At 66.5% G+C, this 13139-nt stretch carries 16 protein-coding genes; all 16 read left to right on the top strand.

Annotation, left to right across the window (positions count from 1 at the left end):
• Window positions 1–538: hypothetical protein (locus FNF32_RS15280; RefSeq protein ID WP_221930664.1), on the top strand; the 538-nt coding region annotated here is incomplete at its 5' end.
• Complete coding sequence (locus FNF32_RS05760) at window positions 498–1451, top strand: helix-turn-helix domain-containing protein (protein WP_131675328.1); 954 nt, start codon at window positions 498–500, stop codon at window positions 1449–1451. The genes FNF32_RS15280 and FNF32_RS05760, both read left to right, overlap by 41 nt.
• A gap of 71 nt (window positions 1452–1522) precedes the next feature.
• A complete protein-coding gene (locus FNF32_RS05755; RefSeq protein WP_143796524.1) occupies window positions 1523–2770 on the top strand; it encodes a phospholipase D family protein in 1248 nt (415 codons plus the stop codon).
• A 180-nt stretch (window positions 2771–2950) separates the two neighbouring features.
• Window positions 2951–3544, top strand: coding sequence for a sigma factor (locus FNF32_RS05750; RefSeq protein WP_131675326.1), 594 nt, complete (start codon window positions 2951–2953; stop codon window positions 3542–3544).
• A 22-nt stretch (window positions 3545–3566) separates the two neighbouring features.
• Window positions 3567–3920: a hypothetical protein gene (locus FNF32_RS05745; RefSeq protein ID WP_185961871.1), complete on the top strand. Its 354-nt coding sequence runs from the start codon at window positions 3567–3569 to the stop codon at window positions 3918–3920.
• Window positions 3920–4453, top strand: a complete 534-nt coding sequence (locus FNF32_RS05740; protein ID WP_221930663.1) for a hypothetical protein — start codon at window positions 3920–3922, stop codon at window positions 4451–4453. The genes FNF32_RS05745 and FNF32_RS05740 overlap by 1 nt, the downstream gene beginning before the upstream one ends.
• Window positions 4450–4629, top strand: coding sequence for an AAA family ATPase (locus FNF32_RS05735; RefSeq protein ID WP_036706607.1), 180 nt, complete (start codon window positions 4450–4452; stop codon window positions 4627–4629). Before FNF32_RS05740 ends, FNF32_RS05735 begins: the two co-directional genes overlap by 4 nt.
• Window positions 4626–5501, top strand: coding sequence for an ATP-binding protein (locus tag FNF32_RS05730; protein WP_131675325.1), 876 nt, complete (start codon window positions 4626–4628; stop codon window positions 5499–5501). The genes FNF32_RS05735 and FNF32_RS05730 overlap by 4 nt, the downstream gene beginning before the upstream one ends.
• A 19-nt stretch (window positions 5502–5520) precedes the next feature.
• Window positions 5521–6123, top strand: coding sequence for a hypothetical protein (locus FNF32_RS05725; protein WP_036706603.1), 603 nt, complete (start codon window positions 5521–5523; stop codon window positions 6121–6123).
• Window positions 6124–6129: 6 nt separating this feature from the next.
• Window positions 6130–7821 carry a DEAD/DEAH box helicase gene (locus FNF32_RS05720; protein ID WP_246087706.1) on the top strand — a complete coding sequence of 564 codons (1692 nt, stop codon included), beginning with the start codon at window positions 6130–6132 and terminating at the stop codon, window positions 7819–7821.
• A 266-nt stretch (window positions 7822–8087) separates the two neighbouring features.
• Complete coding sequence (locus FNF32_RS05715; protein ID WP_131675324.1) at window positions 8088–8288, top strand: DUF6511 domain-containing protein; 201 nt, start codon at window positions 8088–8090, stop codon at window positions 8286–8288.
• Window positions 8288–9055: a hypothetical protein gene (locus tag FNF32_RS05710; protein ID WP_131675323.1), complete on the top strand. Its 768-nt coding sequence runs from the start codon at window positions 8288–8290 to the stop codon at window positions 9053–9055. Before FNF32_RS05715 ends, FNF32_RS05710 begins: the two co-directional genes overlap by 1 nt.
• Window positions 9052–11445 carry an AAA family ATPase gene (locus FNF32_RS05705; protein WP_143796523.1) on the top strand — a complete coding sequence of 798 codons (2394 nt, stop codon included), beginning with the start codon at window positions 9052–9054 and terminating at the stop codon, window positions 11443–11445. The genes FNF32_RS05710 and FNF32_RS05705 overlap by 4 nt, the downstream gene beginning before the upstream one ends.
• A 336-nt stretch (window positions 11446–11781) precedes the next feature.
• On the top strand, window positions 11782–12318 hold the full coding sequence (locus tag FNF32_RS05700; protein WP_143796522.1) for a crossover junction endodeoxyribonuclease RuvC: 537 nt from the start codon (window positions 11782–11784) through the stop codon (window positions 12316–12318).
• Window positions 12315–12518, top strand: a complete 204-nt coding sequence (locus FNF32_RS05695; protein ID WP_081962461.1) for a hypothetical protein — start codon at window positions 12315–12317, stop codon at window positions 12516–12518. Before FNF32_RS05700 ends, FNF32_RS05695 begins: the two co-directional genes overlap by 4 nt.
• Window positions 12511–12957: a DUF6362 family protein gene (locus FNF32_RS05690; RefSeq protein WP_131675069.1), complete on the top strand. Its 447-nt coding sequence runs from the start codon at window positions 12511–12513 to the stop codon at window positions 12955–12957. Before FNF32_RS05695 ends, FNF32_RS05690 begins: the two co-directional genes overlap by 8 nt.
• Window positions 12958–13139: the final 182 nt, after the last annotated feature.

Here is a 13139-nt window from a genome sequence, read left to right as displayed (position 1 = left end):
TCGGCCTGTTCCCGTTTCCCATAGAACACCTCCTGGTTCCTCAGTTGGTGCTCTCCACATTTTCCGGGCAAGTCCAGACAGGTCCGGCTTCTTCGACGGCGACGATGCGCAGGACCTCTATACCCTGCGCCCGGTCGAACTGGCCGGACCGGGCTTCGCCTTCGATGCCGCCTACGATCCACTGATCGACAAGGTGCTGATCATCGAGGCGGCGGCCGACCTGATGGCGCCCGGCAAGAAGGGGTATCCCCGGGTGGTGCGCACGCTGCGCTCGCGGGACCTCGGCGGTGATGCGCTCCAGCATTTCGGCAGCACACCGGTGTCGTTCGGCGGCGCCTGGCGGCTGGGCGAGCTCGTGTTCCGGATCCTGTTCAAGGGCGACGGCAAGCGCCAGCCGCAGGTCACGGTCAAGTTGCGGCCACCGGGTGTCGTGCAGTTCCGCCGCACCCAGCATGAGGCGCGGGTGATGAAACTGATCGAACGGAACGGGCTGATGAATGACCGAGACGATTTTGAGGTTGTTGACGCGGCTGAGTGAGGCTGGCGACGACGCAATCCTGCCCGGCGAGCTTGCCGCGCCGTTCTTCGGTCCGGGCTTTGACCGGCTGATGGCGAAACGTGTCCTCGTCGAACAGGCACCGCTCTCCGATTGGGATGTCTGCGACGCCTGCGAATGCGGACTGCCCTGTCGTCCGATCCGGAGAGCGGGCGATGGATATCGTGCTGAATGTCCGCTCGACCGCCGACACGACGTCGATCTCACCGAGGACGATTTGCGCGAATTCCGCATGGGTGCTGCGGCATTGGCATCCGTAATCGGCGCGGCGGCAGGGTTCAGCGCGACCCCGAAACTGGCGGCGGAGAAGGTCTGGCGGCTCGGCGACACGCCATCGGGTCGGGCGGTGTTTCTTGCGCTGGAGTCTGCAGCCATGACCGGCGACGGCATCATCGCATCTTTGCGCCAAGCCGCGCAGGGTTCGGACATCACGATCCTCGCACCGGCGTTGCCAGCGGAGACTGCCCGGCGACATCAGGATGCGGGCTTTCATCTCATCGAAACCCTTGAGGTGCTGACGCCCGCCACAAATGGCCTCGGCGGCACAATCGACGTCGCGGCTCTGGCGCCGGTCCCGCTGGCGCCCGTGCTTCGCGTGCGAAGGGCAACGGCCGAGGTTCAATGGGATGGTCGCTCCGTCATCCTGTCGCGTCAGATTTTCCCCGTGTTCGAGCGTCTGCTGGAAAAGGCGCAGTCGCGCGACCAGGTCGCCTCCGGATCCCATGTCGAAGGCACGACTGCGCGCGAGGCCAAGGATCTGATCCGCGAGCTGCGCGACGCGTTCAAGGCTGCGGGGTTCAGCGATGCCGAGAGCAAGGTCATGATCGAGACGGTACGCAACCGTGGCTATCGGCTTGGCGTCCCTGCGACGGAGATTTTGGTCGACGGCTGGTAGGGGCGCTTCGGTCTCTCTCCCCTCACCACGAGTTGTGGGCTGACCCGCGCCTGCTATGCTTCGATCAACTGATGACCTGCAAGTCGCGTGAGGGGATAATTGAATTGGAAATCGAATTTCTGACGGGGAACGACGTAGAGAGTGCCATCCAGGGCCTTCTGGCCGAATATGACGAGCTTCATTGGGCAGTTGCTTGGGGCACATCCACCTCCCTCGCCCGAAAAATGCTATCCCATTCAGCAAAAATCAGAGCCGTGACATTCGGCCTCGCGTTCGCTCAGACCGATCCAGACCTTGTAGACTCTTTCATCGGGGTCGACGGATGCTACGTCGTCACGAAATTTCCTGGTGGGACGTTCCACCCAAAGGTCTACGCGTTCCGTTCTGGGAAACGGGCTGCTGCTGTAATCGGGAGCGCTAACTTCACTCGCGGCGGGCTGGGCAAGAACCATGAAGCCAGCGTCCTTGTTAAGGGTTCCGTCAGCGACAAGGTGCTCGCTGATACCCTTTCCTTCGCCGCGCGAAGTGCCTCAATCGGTGAGCGCGTGACGAAAGAACTTGCGGCGCGATACCGTCTCGGATGCAAACTCGCCGCAAGGAGACCAGGTCCGCCTCGCGATCCGCTGGCAGGGGTGCTGCCGGCAAGCGTGAAGAGCCTATCGTCCCCCTTGGTCGGTATGGATTGGGATCAGTATGTCCGCGCCGTGCGAGGTTCCGCTCACCACGACGTTGATGAAAGTCTGGACATGCTCCGAACTGCGCAGGGTTGGCTATCGGCCGTGCCTTCGTTCCACGACCTAACAACGCCACAAAGGAAAGCAATTGCAGGTGCAATAGGGGTGCAAGAAAAGGCCGGTGACGAATCGCTTGATAGAGATTGGGGTTGGTTTGGTTCAATGCGTGGCGCGGGAGACTTCAAGAATCGCGTTGCAGAAAACGACCGATTTTTAGCTCGCGCCGTTGACAGCATTCCTCAGAAGGGAGAGGTCACAAGAGAGCATTTCGACCGATTTGCCCGCCTTTTCGTCAAGGCGTTTGCCAATTCGAGCAGGGTTGGGGGCGTCGCGACGGCGTCACGCCTGCTTGCCATGAAACGCCCCGACGTATTCCTATGCATCTCCAATCCCAATATTGTAGCCGCGGCGAATGGGATGGGTTTCGCCAAGTCGACTCTCAACCTCGAAAATTACTGGGACCGAGTCGTGGAAGTGATCCGCGCATCGGAGTGGTACAACATCGACAAGCCCGAAACTCGCGATGGACAGCTTTGGGAGTGTCGGGCCGCAATGCTCGACGCCATTTATTACCACCCGGGGTAGGCTGAACGCAAAACCCGCCCGAAAATAAGCACAAGGGTTGAGTGAAGCGCCCAACTCATCGCCTCGGGCAAAGGGCCAGGCCCACCAAACCCCCACCTCATTCCCACCCCGTTCCCACCTGCGCGCCGACCGCATCCGGCACCTTGGGCTCATCAGAAACGATGACCAAGGCGCACAGCGATGCAGATCGAACTCTCCCCCGACGACATTGAAACCATCATCCACGAAGCCGATGCGGCGGCGCAACGGCTGCGGCGCAAGCTGAGCATGCCGGTCTGCGAGCGCGAGGATCTGGGCCAGGACCTCCTGGTCGATCTGCTGCGCCGCTTGCCCGCCTACGATCCCTCCCGCGGCAGCATTGGCGCCTTCGCCAACATCGTGCTTCGCAACCAGTCCTCGCGGATCGCGATGCGCCATCACCGCCAGCGCCGTGCGCAGGGTGGGTCGCTGCTCTCGCTCGAGGTGCCGCTGGCCGGTACCCGCGAGCCGGTCGGCGACACGCTGACCGAGGACGACGGGCTTGCCGCCTGGCACGGCCAGACCTGCTGCGCCGCGGCCGTCACCGAACTCCACCACGCCCTGCAGGTCGCCCTCGCGCGGCTCCCGGTCGAGGATCGCCGGTTCTGCGCGGCGCTTGCGCATCGCCCAGTCTCCGCGCTCGCGGCCGAGGGCTTCGGCAGCCGGTCCGCGCTCTACCGCCGCCTCGCCGATCTCCGCCACGTCCTCACCGCCCACGGTCTCGGTCCCGCCTGGGACGATCTCGCGGCGGCCTGAGTAGAGGCGAAAGGAGGAGATCATGTTCATGGGCACCACCCCCTTTATCACGGTCCGCGCCCGCCGACCGCTCACCGAGATCGAGTTCTGCGCCTGGGTGGCGCAGGCCGTGCCGGGCGACCGGCTCGAATACCATCGCGGCTTTCTGGTTCTCGACATCTTCCCGATGTTCGCCCGGCTCCCGGATCAGCAGCGCGCGGAATTGGCCCGACTCGGGTCGCGCGCCTTCTGGGCCGCCGAGCAGGGCCTCGTGCACCTGGTGCAGGAGCGCACGGGCCCCGACCAGTTCGCCTACATCGCCGTCGCCCGCCCCAAGCCGAAGGCCGCGGCGGTCTCACTGTCCGCGCTGCTGCTCGCCGAGCAGGAGGCCGCGTGATGACCGCCTTCCGATCCCTTTTTGCCGATCATGGAGACCCTTACATGCCGTTCCCCGCGAACACCCCCACCGTCGACGACCTGCCGGGCCTCGGCCTGCAGGACATCGCCCAGCTGCCTGTCGAACTGCTGGCCATCCTGCAGCGCGACGTCGATGCGCGCATCAAGCGGGACAAGGCCGCGAAGGCGCGCCTCGATGGGGCGCTGAGCGTCCGCTACGCCACCCGCGCCGCCGAGGAACGGCAGGCGGCGGGCAAGGACACCGGCACGATCCGCTTCGACGATGGTGATTTCACCGTGGTCACCGATCTGCCGAAACGGGTCGACTGGGATCAGGATCGCCTCGCCGCCATGGTCGAGCGCATCCGCGCCGCCGGGGACGATCCCGCCCAGTATGTCGACATCGCCTTCAAGGTGCCCGAGCGCAAATACGCCGCCTGGCCCGACGCCATCCGCGCCGGTTTCGAGCCCGCGCGCACCGTCCGGCCCGGCACGCTGAAGATCGAGATCGTCCCGCAGGGGGGCGATCAATGAGCCTCACCATCGTTAGCGCCGACAAGCGGCTGGCCGAGTCCCGCGGCATCAAGGGCTGCATCTGCGGCAAGTCGGGCGTCGGAAAGACCTCGCTGCTCCGGACGCTGAAGGCGCCCACGATGCTGTTCATGGATCTCGAGGCGGGCGATATCGTCCCGCAGGGGGGCGATCGATGAGCCTCCCCATCATCAGCGCCGACCAGCGGCTGGCCGAGCCCCGCGGCGTCAAGGGCTGCATCTTCGGCAAGTCGGGCATCGGGAAAACATCGCTGCTCTGGACGCTGAACGCGTCGACGACCCTCTTCATGGATCTCGAGGCGGGCGATCTCGCCATCGAGGGCTGGGCGGGTGACAGCATCCGGCCGCGTACCTGGACGGAATGCCGGGACTTCGCGGTGTTCATCGGCGGGCCGAACCCGGCGCTGCGCGACGAGCAGCCCTACAGCTCGGCGCATTACAAGGCGGTCTGCGACCGTTTCGGCGATCCGGCCGCGCTGGACCGCTACGACACCATCTTCGTGGACTCGATCACCGTGGCGGGGCGGCTGTGCTTCGGCTGGTGCAAGGGCCAGCCCGAGGCGTTGTCGGAAAAGACCGGCAAGCCGGATGTGCGCGGGGCCTACGGGCTCCATGGCCGCGAGATGATCGGCTGGCTCACCCATCTGCAGCACACGCGGGCGAAGAACGTCTGGTTCGTCGGAATCCTCGACGAGAAGCTCGACGACTTCAATCGCAAGGTGTTCCAGCCGCAGATCGACGGCTCGAAGACCGGGCTCGAACTGCCGGGGATCGTCGACGAGGTGATCACCATGGCGGAGCTTAAGGCCGACGGTGGCGATCCTTATCGCGCCTTCGTCTGCCAGACGATCAACCCCTGGGGCTACCCGGCCAAGGACCGTTCCGGCCGCCTGGATCAGGTCGAGGAGCCACATCTCGGCCGCCTGATGACCAAGATCCGCGCCGCCATCGCGCCAGCGCCCAAGCGCCTGACCTACACCCCGCCACCCGCCGAGCCGGCGGCTGACGCCCAATCCCAACCGCAATCCTGATCAGACAAGGAGGTTCCCCATGGGTTCCTGGAGCGATTTCAACGACGCGCAGAGCAACACCAACCTGATCCCCAAGGGCACGCTCGCCAAGGTGCGGCTGACGATCCGCCCCGGCGGCTTCGACGACCCGTCGCAAGGCTGGACCGGGGGCTATGCCACCCGTGGCTCGACCGGCGCGGTGTATATCAACGGCGAGTTCACGGTGACCGAGGGTCCGTACGCCCGGCGCAAGATCTTCACCCTGATCGGGCTCTACAGCCCGAAGGGACCGGACTGGGCCAACATGGGCCGCAGCCTAGTGCGCGGCATGCTGAACTCGGCCCGCGGGATTTCCGACAAGGACCAGTCGCCGCAGGCGCAGGCGGCACGGCGCATCAGCGGCTTTGCCGATCTCGACGGGATCGAGTTCGTCGCGCGGATCGACATCGGGACCGACACCAGCGGCGACGACAAGAACGAGATCCGCAGCGCGGTCACGCCCGATCATCGCGACTATGCGCAGGTCATGGGGTTGGCGGCGACACAGGGTTACCAGCCGTCCGCTCACCCCGCGCCGCAGCAGGCGCCGGTCCAGCAGCCCGCGGCCGCGCCGGTGCCCGGCCGTCCTGCCTGGGCGCAGTGAGGGCGCATGATGCTGCTCCGTCCTCGCCAGAAACTCTTCGTGGAGCGCAGCCTCGCTGCGCTCTCGACCCGCGACAACACGCTGGGCGTGGCGCCCACCGGTGCGGGAAAGACGATCATGCTCTCGGCGGTCACTGGCGAGATGATCGCTGATGGTGCCAAGGCCTGCGTGCTCGCCCACCGCGACGAGCTGACCAGCCAGAACCAGGCGAAGTTCGCGCGGATCAATCCCGGCACGGACACATCCGTCGTCGAAGCCACGACGAAATCCTGGGACGGCCAGGTCACCTTCGCCATGGCGCCGACGCTGGCGCGGGCCGCCAACCTGCAGGCCATGCCGAAGCTCGATCTGCTGGTGATCGACGAGGCGCATCACGCGGTGGCCGAGAGCTATCGTCGGATCATCGACCGGGTGCGCGACGCCAATCCCGACGCGCGCATCTTCGGCGTCACGGCGACGCCGAACCGGGGCGACAGGAAGGGGCTGCGCGAGGTCTTCGACAACGTCGCCGACCAGGTCCGGTTGGGCGAGCTGATCGCGTCCGGTCACCTCGTGCCGCCGCGCACCTTCGTCATCGATGTCGGCGTGCAGGACGAGCTGCGCGCGGTCCGGAAGACCATGTCGGACTTCGACATGGCGGAGGTGGCGGGCATCATGGACCGCACGCCGGTCACGGACGAAGTGATCCGCCACTGGAGGGAGAAGGCGGGCGATCGCCAGACCGTCGTCTTCTGCTCGACCGTCGCCCATGCCGAGCATGTCACGGAGGCGTTCCGCGAGGCCGGCGTCCCTGCCGCGCTCATCACCGGCACGCTCGAGGCGGGGGAGCGCAAGGCAATCCTCGACGCCTATTCCGCCGGACGCATCCGCGTCATCGTCAACGTCGCGGTGCTGACCGAGGGCTGGGACCATCCGCCCACCTCCTGCGTCGTGCTGCTGCGGCCCAGCTCCTACAAGTCCACGATGATCCAGATGGTCGGGCGCGGTCTGCGCATCGTCGATCCGGCCGAGCATCCCGGCGTGGTCAAGACCGACTGCATCGTACTGGATTTCGGGACGTCGAGCCTGATCCACGGCACGCTGGAGCAGGACGTCGATCTCGACGGCCACACGCCCACCGGCGAGGCGCCGACGAAGACCTGCCCGACCTGCGCCGCCGACATTCCGCTTGGCTCCCGCGAATGCCCACTCTGCGGCGAACTGCTGGTCGAGTCTGCGGACGAGGCCCGCAGCCAGGAGGCCGGGACCGGCAGCCTTTCCGGGTTCGTCATGTCCGAGATCGACCTCTTGACGCGGTCGAGTTTCGCCTGGGAAGACCTCTTCGGCGACGATGCCGCGCTCATCGCCAGCGGCTTCAGCGCCTGGGGCGGCGTATTCTTCCTCGACGGCCGCTGGTACGCCGTGGGCGGCGCCAGGAGACAGCCAACCTGCCTTCTCGGGGTCGGCGATCGGACCGTCTGCCTCGCGCAAGCTGACGACTGGCTGAATACCCATGAGAGCGACGAGAGCGCCTTCAAGTCGAAGCGCTGGTTGATCCAGCCGCCGACCGAGAAACAGCTGCAGTATCTGCCGCCCGAGTGCCGGCACGACTTCGGGCTGACGCGCTATCGCGCCTCGGCGCTGATCTCGTTCCAGTTCAACAAGCGCGACATCCGGCGCCTCGTCACGGCGGCCGAGCCCGAGCGGAGGGCGGCGTGAACCATGTCGCGCAAGTCCCATCCCCGCCCGCAGCGCCTGCGGATCGACCGGGCTTTGATCGCCTCTGGCATCCGCGCCCGGTGCTGTGCGCCGTCTGCGCGTCCCGCACCCGCGGCTTCGGCTGGTCCGATCCCCAGCGGCCGCGCCGTTCGACAGGGGAACGGTCCCCCGGACCGTTTCCCGATCCATCGCGCCGCACCCGCCGCTGGTTCTGCTCCATCAGCTGCCAGGCGGCCTTCAACCGCAAAGCGAAACGAGGACTGAGCATGGTCGATTTCACCGAAGAGGAAACCCAGGCGCTGCCCGCGGTGATGCGGGCGCTCGCGCCTGAGATGGAGCGGATCGGCTGGGACCGCCCGCTGGCCCAGCTGACGCAGAACGACATGCACCGGCTGATCGTGACCACCGTCGAGGCGTTCCGCGCCGAGATGGCCGAGATCGCCAGCCAGTCGGCGATCCCGTTCTGATGCTGGATTTCAACCCGCGCCCGTCCATGGCCGAGCGGATCAACGCGCTGGTCGACGCGGCGCTCATCGCCGAGCGGGAGGCCACGCCGCCCCGGACCTATCTCGGCGCCTCCCGTCTGGGCCATGCCTGCGAGCGCGCGCTGCAATTCGAGTTCGCAGGCGCGCCGAAGGATGAGGGCCAGGACTTCTCCGGCCGGTCGCTCAGGATCTTCGCGATCGGGCACGAGCTCGAGGATCTCGCCATCCGCTGGCTGCGGGCGGCGGGGCTCAACCTCTACACCCGCAAGGGAAATCGGCCCGATGGGGATCAGTTCGGATTCTCAGTCGCGGGCGGTCGCATCCGTGGCCATGTCGACGGGATCGTGGCCGCAGCCCCGGCCGCGCTCGGTCTGCGCACCCCCGCGCTCTGGGAATGCAAGACCATGAACGCAAAGAACTGGCGGGCCTGCGTCAAGGACGGGGTCACCGTCTCCAAGCCGGTCTATGCCGCCCAGATCGCGATCTACCAGGCCTACATGGAGCCGTCGGTGCCGGGGATCTCAGTGGCACCGGCGCTGTTCACGGCGATCAACAAGGACACGGCCGAGCTGCACCACAAGCTCGTGCCCTTCGACGCTGCGCTGGCGCAGCGCATGTCCGACCGCGCGGTGCGGATCCTGCAGGCCACCGACGCAGGCGAGCTGCTGCCCCGCATCGCCGCCAGCCGCGACTTCTTCGAATGCCGGTTCTGCACCCACGCCGAACGGTGCTGGAGCCTGGCGGCATGACCAACGAGCCCACCGAGCCATCCGATCCCGACCAGGAGCCAGCCATGCGCGACGACGCGACGCCCGATGAGCCCAAGGAAAACATCGTCCATTTCAACCCATGGCGCGACTTCAACGACGCCGCGCCGCAGATCGACGTCTTCGGCGACGAGCCCGACCCCGCGCAGATCGCCCAGTTCATGCAGGTCGTCTTCGGGTACTGCGACGGGCTGATCCCGGTCCGCAGCTTCATCGACAAGGGTCAGGGCATCGATGGCCGCCCGCACAACATCTGGATCGAGGCGGATCGGGCCGCCCCGGAGAAGATGGCCACCTTCGCGACATGGGCCTCGCGCGAGGGGGCGGCGGTCTATGTGATCCCCGGCACCGTCGCCGCGCCCGGTCAGGCCAAGGCCGCCGAAATCCTGCAGATGCAGACCGTGGTGGTCGATCTCGACACCGGTGACATCGCCGCCAGGCGCGCGCATCTGGAACGCCACCTCGGCGCGCCCAGCATGGTGGTGGAGAGCGGCGGCGTCACGGCCGAGGGGCAGCGCAAGTGCCACGTCTGGTGGGCGCTGACGGAACCCGCCGAGGGTGACGACATAGCCCGCGTGACGCGTCTGCGCGGCGACATCGCCGCCAAAGTCGGCGGTGACATGCACTTCCGCTCGGCGCATCAGCCGATCCGGGTGGCCGGCAGCGTCTATTACAAGAACAACCTCAAGACGCAGGTGCGGATCGTCGAGCTGAACGCCGACCGCGAACGCGATCTGGCCGAGTTCATCGAGGCCGTGACCGACATGCCGCCCGCACCCGGCGTGACCCTGCAGCCCGCGTTCACCCATCCCGACAAGCCCGCCATGGACGAGGTGCTGGTCACCCCGGTGCGGGAGGGTGGAGCGGACGACTGGTCCCGTTTCGAGGGTGCCTCGGCCGCGATCGGGCATTTCATCCGCATGGTCCACGAGGGCCGGATGACAAAGGATGAGGGCTGGGAAGGCATCTGCGGCTACAACGCCGCGATGCTGCGGCCCCAGTGGCCGGTCGAGCGGCTGAAGCGCGAATCCGAGCGGCTCTGGGAGCGGCATGTCGAGAAATACGGGCCGCCGCTGATCCGGCTGGATACCGGCGCACCGGGACCGGTCGAGATGCCCGCCTTCACCTTGGGCGCGCTGCTGGACGACCAGAGCCCGATGCCGGAGGACATCATCGCGCCGCGGGTGCTGACGCCGGGCGGGCTTCTGGTGCTGGGCGGCGCCCCCAAGGTCGGCAAGAGCGACCTGCTGATCTCCTGGCTTGTCCACATGGCCGCTGGCGTGCCGTTCCTCGGCTTCACGCCGCCACGCCCGCTGCGCGTGTTCTACCTGCAGGCGGAGATCCAATATCATTATCTGCGCGAGCGGCTGAAGCAGATCGCCCTGCCGCCCGATGTGCTGGCCGCCGCACGCGACACCTTCGTCGCCACCCCGAAGCTGAAGATGCTGCTCGACAACGAGGGCAGCGTGCGGGTTGCCCGCGCGGTTCGGACGGCATTCCCGGATGCGCCGCCCGACATCCTCTGCGTCGACCCGATCCGCAACCTTTTCGACGGCGGCCCGGACGGCGGCGGCGAGAACGACAACACCGCCATGATGTTCTTCCTGAAGGAACGGGTGGAGGTGCTGCGCGATCACATCGACCCCGACTGCGGGGTCATCCTGATCCACCACACCAAGAAGCTCAGCAAGCACCAGGTGAAGGAGGATCCGTTCCTCGCGCTTTCAGGCGCCAGCGCCCTGCGTGGTTTCTACACGTCCGGCCTGATCCTGCACCGGCCCGAGGAGGACTCAACTCAAAGGCGGCTCGAGATCGAGCTGCGCAATGGCCCTGCGCTGCCCGCGAAGCTGATCGACAAGGTCGGCGGCCGATGGGTCGAGTTCAACCCGATGAACGAGAGGCTGGTGCGCAGGGAACTGGGCGCCAAGCTCGATGCCGAACGTCTGCGCAAGCACGATGTCATCCTCGGCATGCTCCTGGACGAGGCAGCGGGTGAACGGCTCTACACCGCGATGCAGTTCGCCGAGACCTTCGAGAACCGGGATGGTCTCGGGAGCAAGCACACGATCCGCGAGCGCCTCAGCGTCCTCGCCACCAAGGGCTACATCAAGTTCCTGCGCGACGCGTCGGAGTTCGGCTTTCCGGTCACCCGTTCGCGTTTCGGCTACCTTTGCGTCGACGGCATGCAGTTCGGCACGCCGATCGAGCATGTCGATCCGATCACCGGCGAAGTGACTGAGCAGCGGCGCGCGGTGCTCCCGAGTCACTTCAAGTGCCCGCAATCCGGCATCTCCCTCCAGGTCGAAAACCCGTCCGTCTGGGTCTACCCGGACGGGCTCGAGGACAACCTCACTCATATGAGTGAGGCCTGACTCATATGACTTCACCGACTGTGTGCCCAACGAATTCAACAGGCTACGGTGAAATAAGAGGTAGGTCCCTAACTCATGCCCGAAGACTTAGTGAAGTTGTTATCCGTAATGAAATCAAAGTGTTGTTCCGTGCGGAACAGTTAGGTGTGAAACCCCCATACTACGTATGGGGAGGCCAACCGACAGGTTTGGCCTCTCCTCCCATACGTCGAGGGGTTTCCGCGCGCGGGCTCTGACGCCCCCTGCATATCCCCGTCCGACGACGGCGGCCGGTACCGCCAAGCACATGACCGCCGTCGTCTTCCACCCCGCAGCCAGCCCGAAAAGGAGACCACGATGGCTGAAGCGACTCTGACCAGCAGGATCCACGAGGCAATCCCCGATCTGCCGCCCGCCTTCCGCGCCGCCCGCACGCTGCTCGCGCTCGATCTGGGCACCGCCACCGGCTGGGCCCTGCACGGCGTCGACGGGCTGATCACCAGCGGCACAGTGTCTTTCCGCCCCGGCCGCTTTGACGGCGGCGGCATGCGGTACCTCCGCTTCACCAACTGGCTGGCCGAGATCGACCGGCTGTCCGGTCCGATTTCCGCCATCTGGTTCGAGGAGGTCCGCCGGCATGCCGGGACCGACGCGGCCCATGTCTATGGCGGGCTCATGGCCACGCTGACCGCGTGGGCCGAGCTGCGCGGCATTCCCTACGAGGGTGTGCCGGTCGGCACCATCAAACGCCACGCCACGGGCAAGGGCAACGCGAACAAGGACGCCATGCTGGCGGCCGCGCGCGCGCGCGGCTTCTCGCCCGCCGACGATAACGAGGCCGACGCCATCGCGATCCTGCTCTGGGCGCTGGAGACCCGCGGAGGTGTGCAATGAGCGGCATGCGGTTCACGCCGAAGGGATACGGCGGCCACCGCCGCAACCCCGACGAGGTCAAGCGCGACGGCTGGAAGGAACAGGGGCTGCTGGCCGTGGCTGTCGACGACCACCGCCTCACCTGGCCGGAGCGCGAACTGGTCCGGCAGCTCGGCGAGCGGCTCTACGGCAAACGCGAACGGGAGGCGCGCCATGGGTGAGTGGAGCACAGCACAGGTGCAGGACCGGCTCGAACTTGCGGCGGGCGTGATGCGGCAGATGCCGGGGGTGATGCCGCAGGGCTTCTTCAACGCGTGGCCCGAGTATCTCCACAGCTTCGCCGATCAGGTCGGTCAGGAGCCGCAGATGCGTCGCCCGCGGCCCAGCCCGCGACAGATCACGCAGGCCGAGGAAACCATGCTCTGGCTGCGCTGGCTCGAGCCTGAGGATGCGCGCCTGGTCTGGGCCCGCGCCGACGGGATGGCGTGGAAGCCGATCTGCTGGCAGTTCGGTCTGTCCCGCACGGCCGCGACCAGGCGCTGGCAGTACGGCCTTGCGGTGATCACCTGGCGGCTGAACGGTCGCGTGCCGTCGCCCCGACGCTCGCAGCAGTTCGTCATCGAAAACGCCAATCGGCTGTCAAGAACAATCGTCCTCTGAGGGAATTTTCGGGTGTACATCGCGGGGCCTTACACGTTCGGCGAATGGCGCTAGAAAAAGGGCATGCTCGGGAGAGGCGCGCGCGGGACGGCCCCCGTCGCCGGCTTCCGGGGTCCAGCGAAGGGTCCAGCCGGGGTCCATCCAATCAAGCCTCTGTTTTTCCGGTTCCTTTCCGGGCCGAA

The sequence above is a fragment of the Paracoccus marinus genome, assembly GCF_007018965.1.
Taxonomy (GTDB): domain Bacteria; phylum Pseudomonadota; class Alphaproteobacteria; order Rhodobacterales; family Rhodobacteraceae; genus Paracoccus; species Paracoccus marinus.
This window is presented reverse-complemented; position numbering and strand designations above follow the sequence as displayed.

Coding starts and splice junctions, on each gene's coding strand:
- FNF32_RS05760 (WP_131675328.1), top strand. CDS start 498: ATGACCGAGACGATTTTGAGGTTGTTGACGCGGCTGAGTGAGGCTGGC.
- FNF32_RS05755 (WP_143796524.1), top strand. CDS start 1,523: ATGACCTGCAAGTCGCGTGAGGGGATAATTGAATTGGAAATCGAATTT.
- FNF32_RS05750 (WP_131675326.1), top strand. CDS start 2,951: ATGCAGATCGAACTCTCCCCCGACGACATTGAAACCATCATCCACGAA.
- FNF32_RS05745 (WP_185961871.1), top strand. CDS start 3,567: ATGTTCATGGGCACCACCCCCTTTATCACGGTCCGCGCCCGCCGACCG.
- FNF32_RS05740 (WP_221930663.1), top strand. CDS start 3,920: ATGACCGCCTTCCGATCCCTTTTTGCCGATCATGGAGACCCTTACATG.
- FNF32_RS05735 (WP_036706607.1), top strand. CDS start 4,450: ATGAGCCTCACCATCGTTAGCGCCGACAAGCGGCTGGCCGAGTCCCGC.
- FNF32_RS05730 (WP_131675325.1), top strand. CDS start 4,626: ATGAGCCTCCCCATCATCAGCGCCGACCAGCGGCTGGCCGAGCCCCGC.
- FNF32_RS05725 (WP_036706603.1), top strand. CDS start 5,521: ATGGGTTCCTGGAGCGATTTCAACGACGCGCAGAGCAACACCAACCTG.
- FNF32_RS05720 (WP_246087706.1), top strand. CDS start 6,130: ATGATGCTGCTCCGTCCTCGCCAGAAACTCTTCGTGGAGCGCAGCCTC.
- FNF32_RS05715 (WP_131675324.1), top strand. CDS start 8,088: ATGGTCGATTTCACCGAAGAGGAAACCCAGGCGCTGCCCGCGGTGATG.
- FNF32_RS05710 (WP_131675323.1), top strand. CDS start 8,288: ATGCTGGATTTCAACCCGCGCCCGTCCATGGCCGAGCGGATCAACGCG.
- FNF32_RS05705 (WP_143796523.1), top strand. CDS start 9,052: ATGACCAACGAGCCCACCGAGCCATCCGATCCCGACCAGGAGCCAGCC.
- FNF32_RS05700 (WP_143796522.1), top strand. CDS start 11,782: ATGGCTGAAGCGACTCTGACCAGCAGGATCCACGAGGCAATCCCCGAT.
- FNF32_RS05695 (WP_081962461.1), top strand. CDS start 12,315: ATGAGCGGCATGCGGTTCACGCCGAAGGGATACGGCGGCCACCGCCGC.
- FNF32_RS05690 (WP_131675069.1), top strand. CDS start 12,511: ATGGGTGAGTGGAGCACAGCACAGGTGCAGGACCGGCTCGAACTTGCG.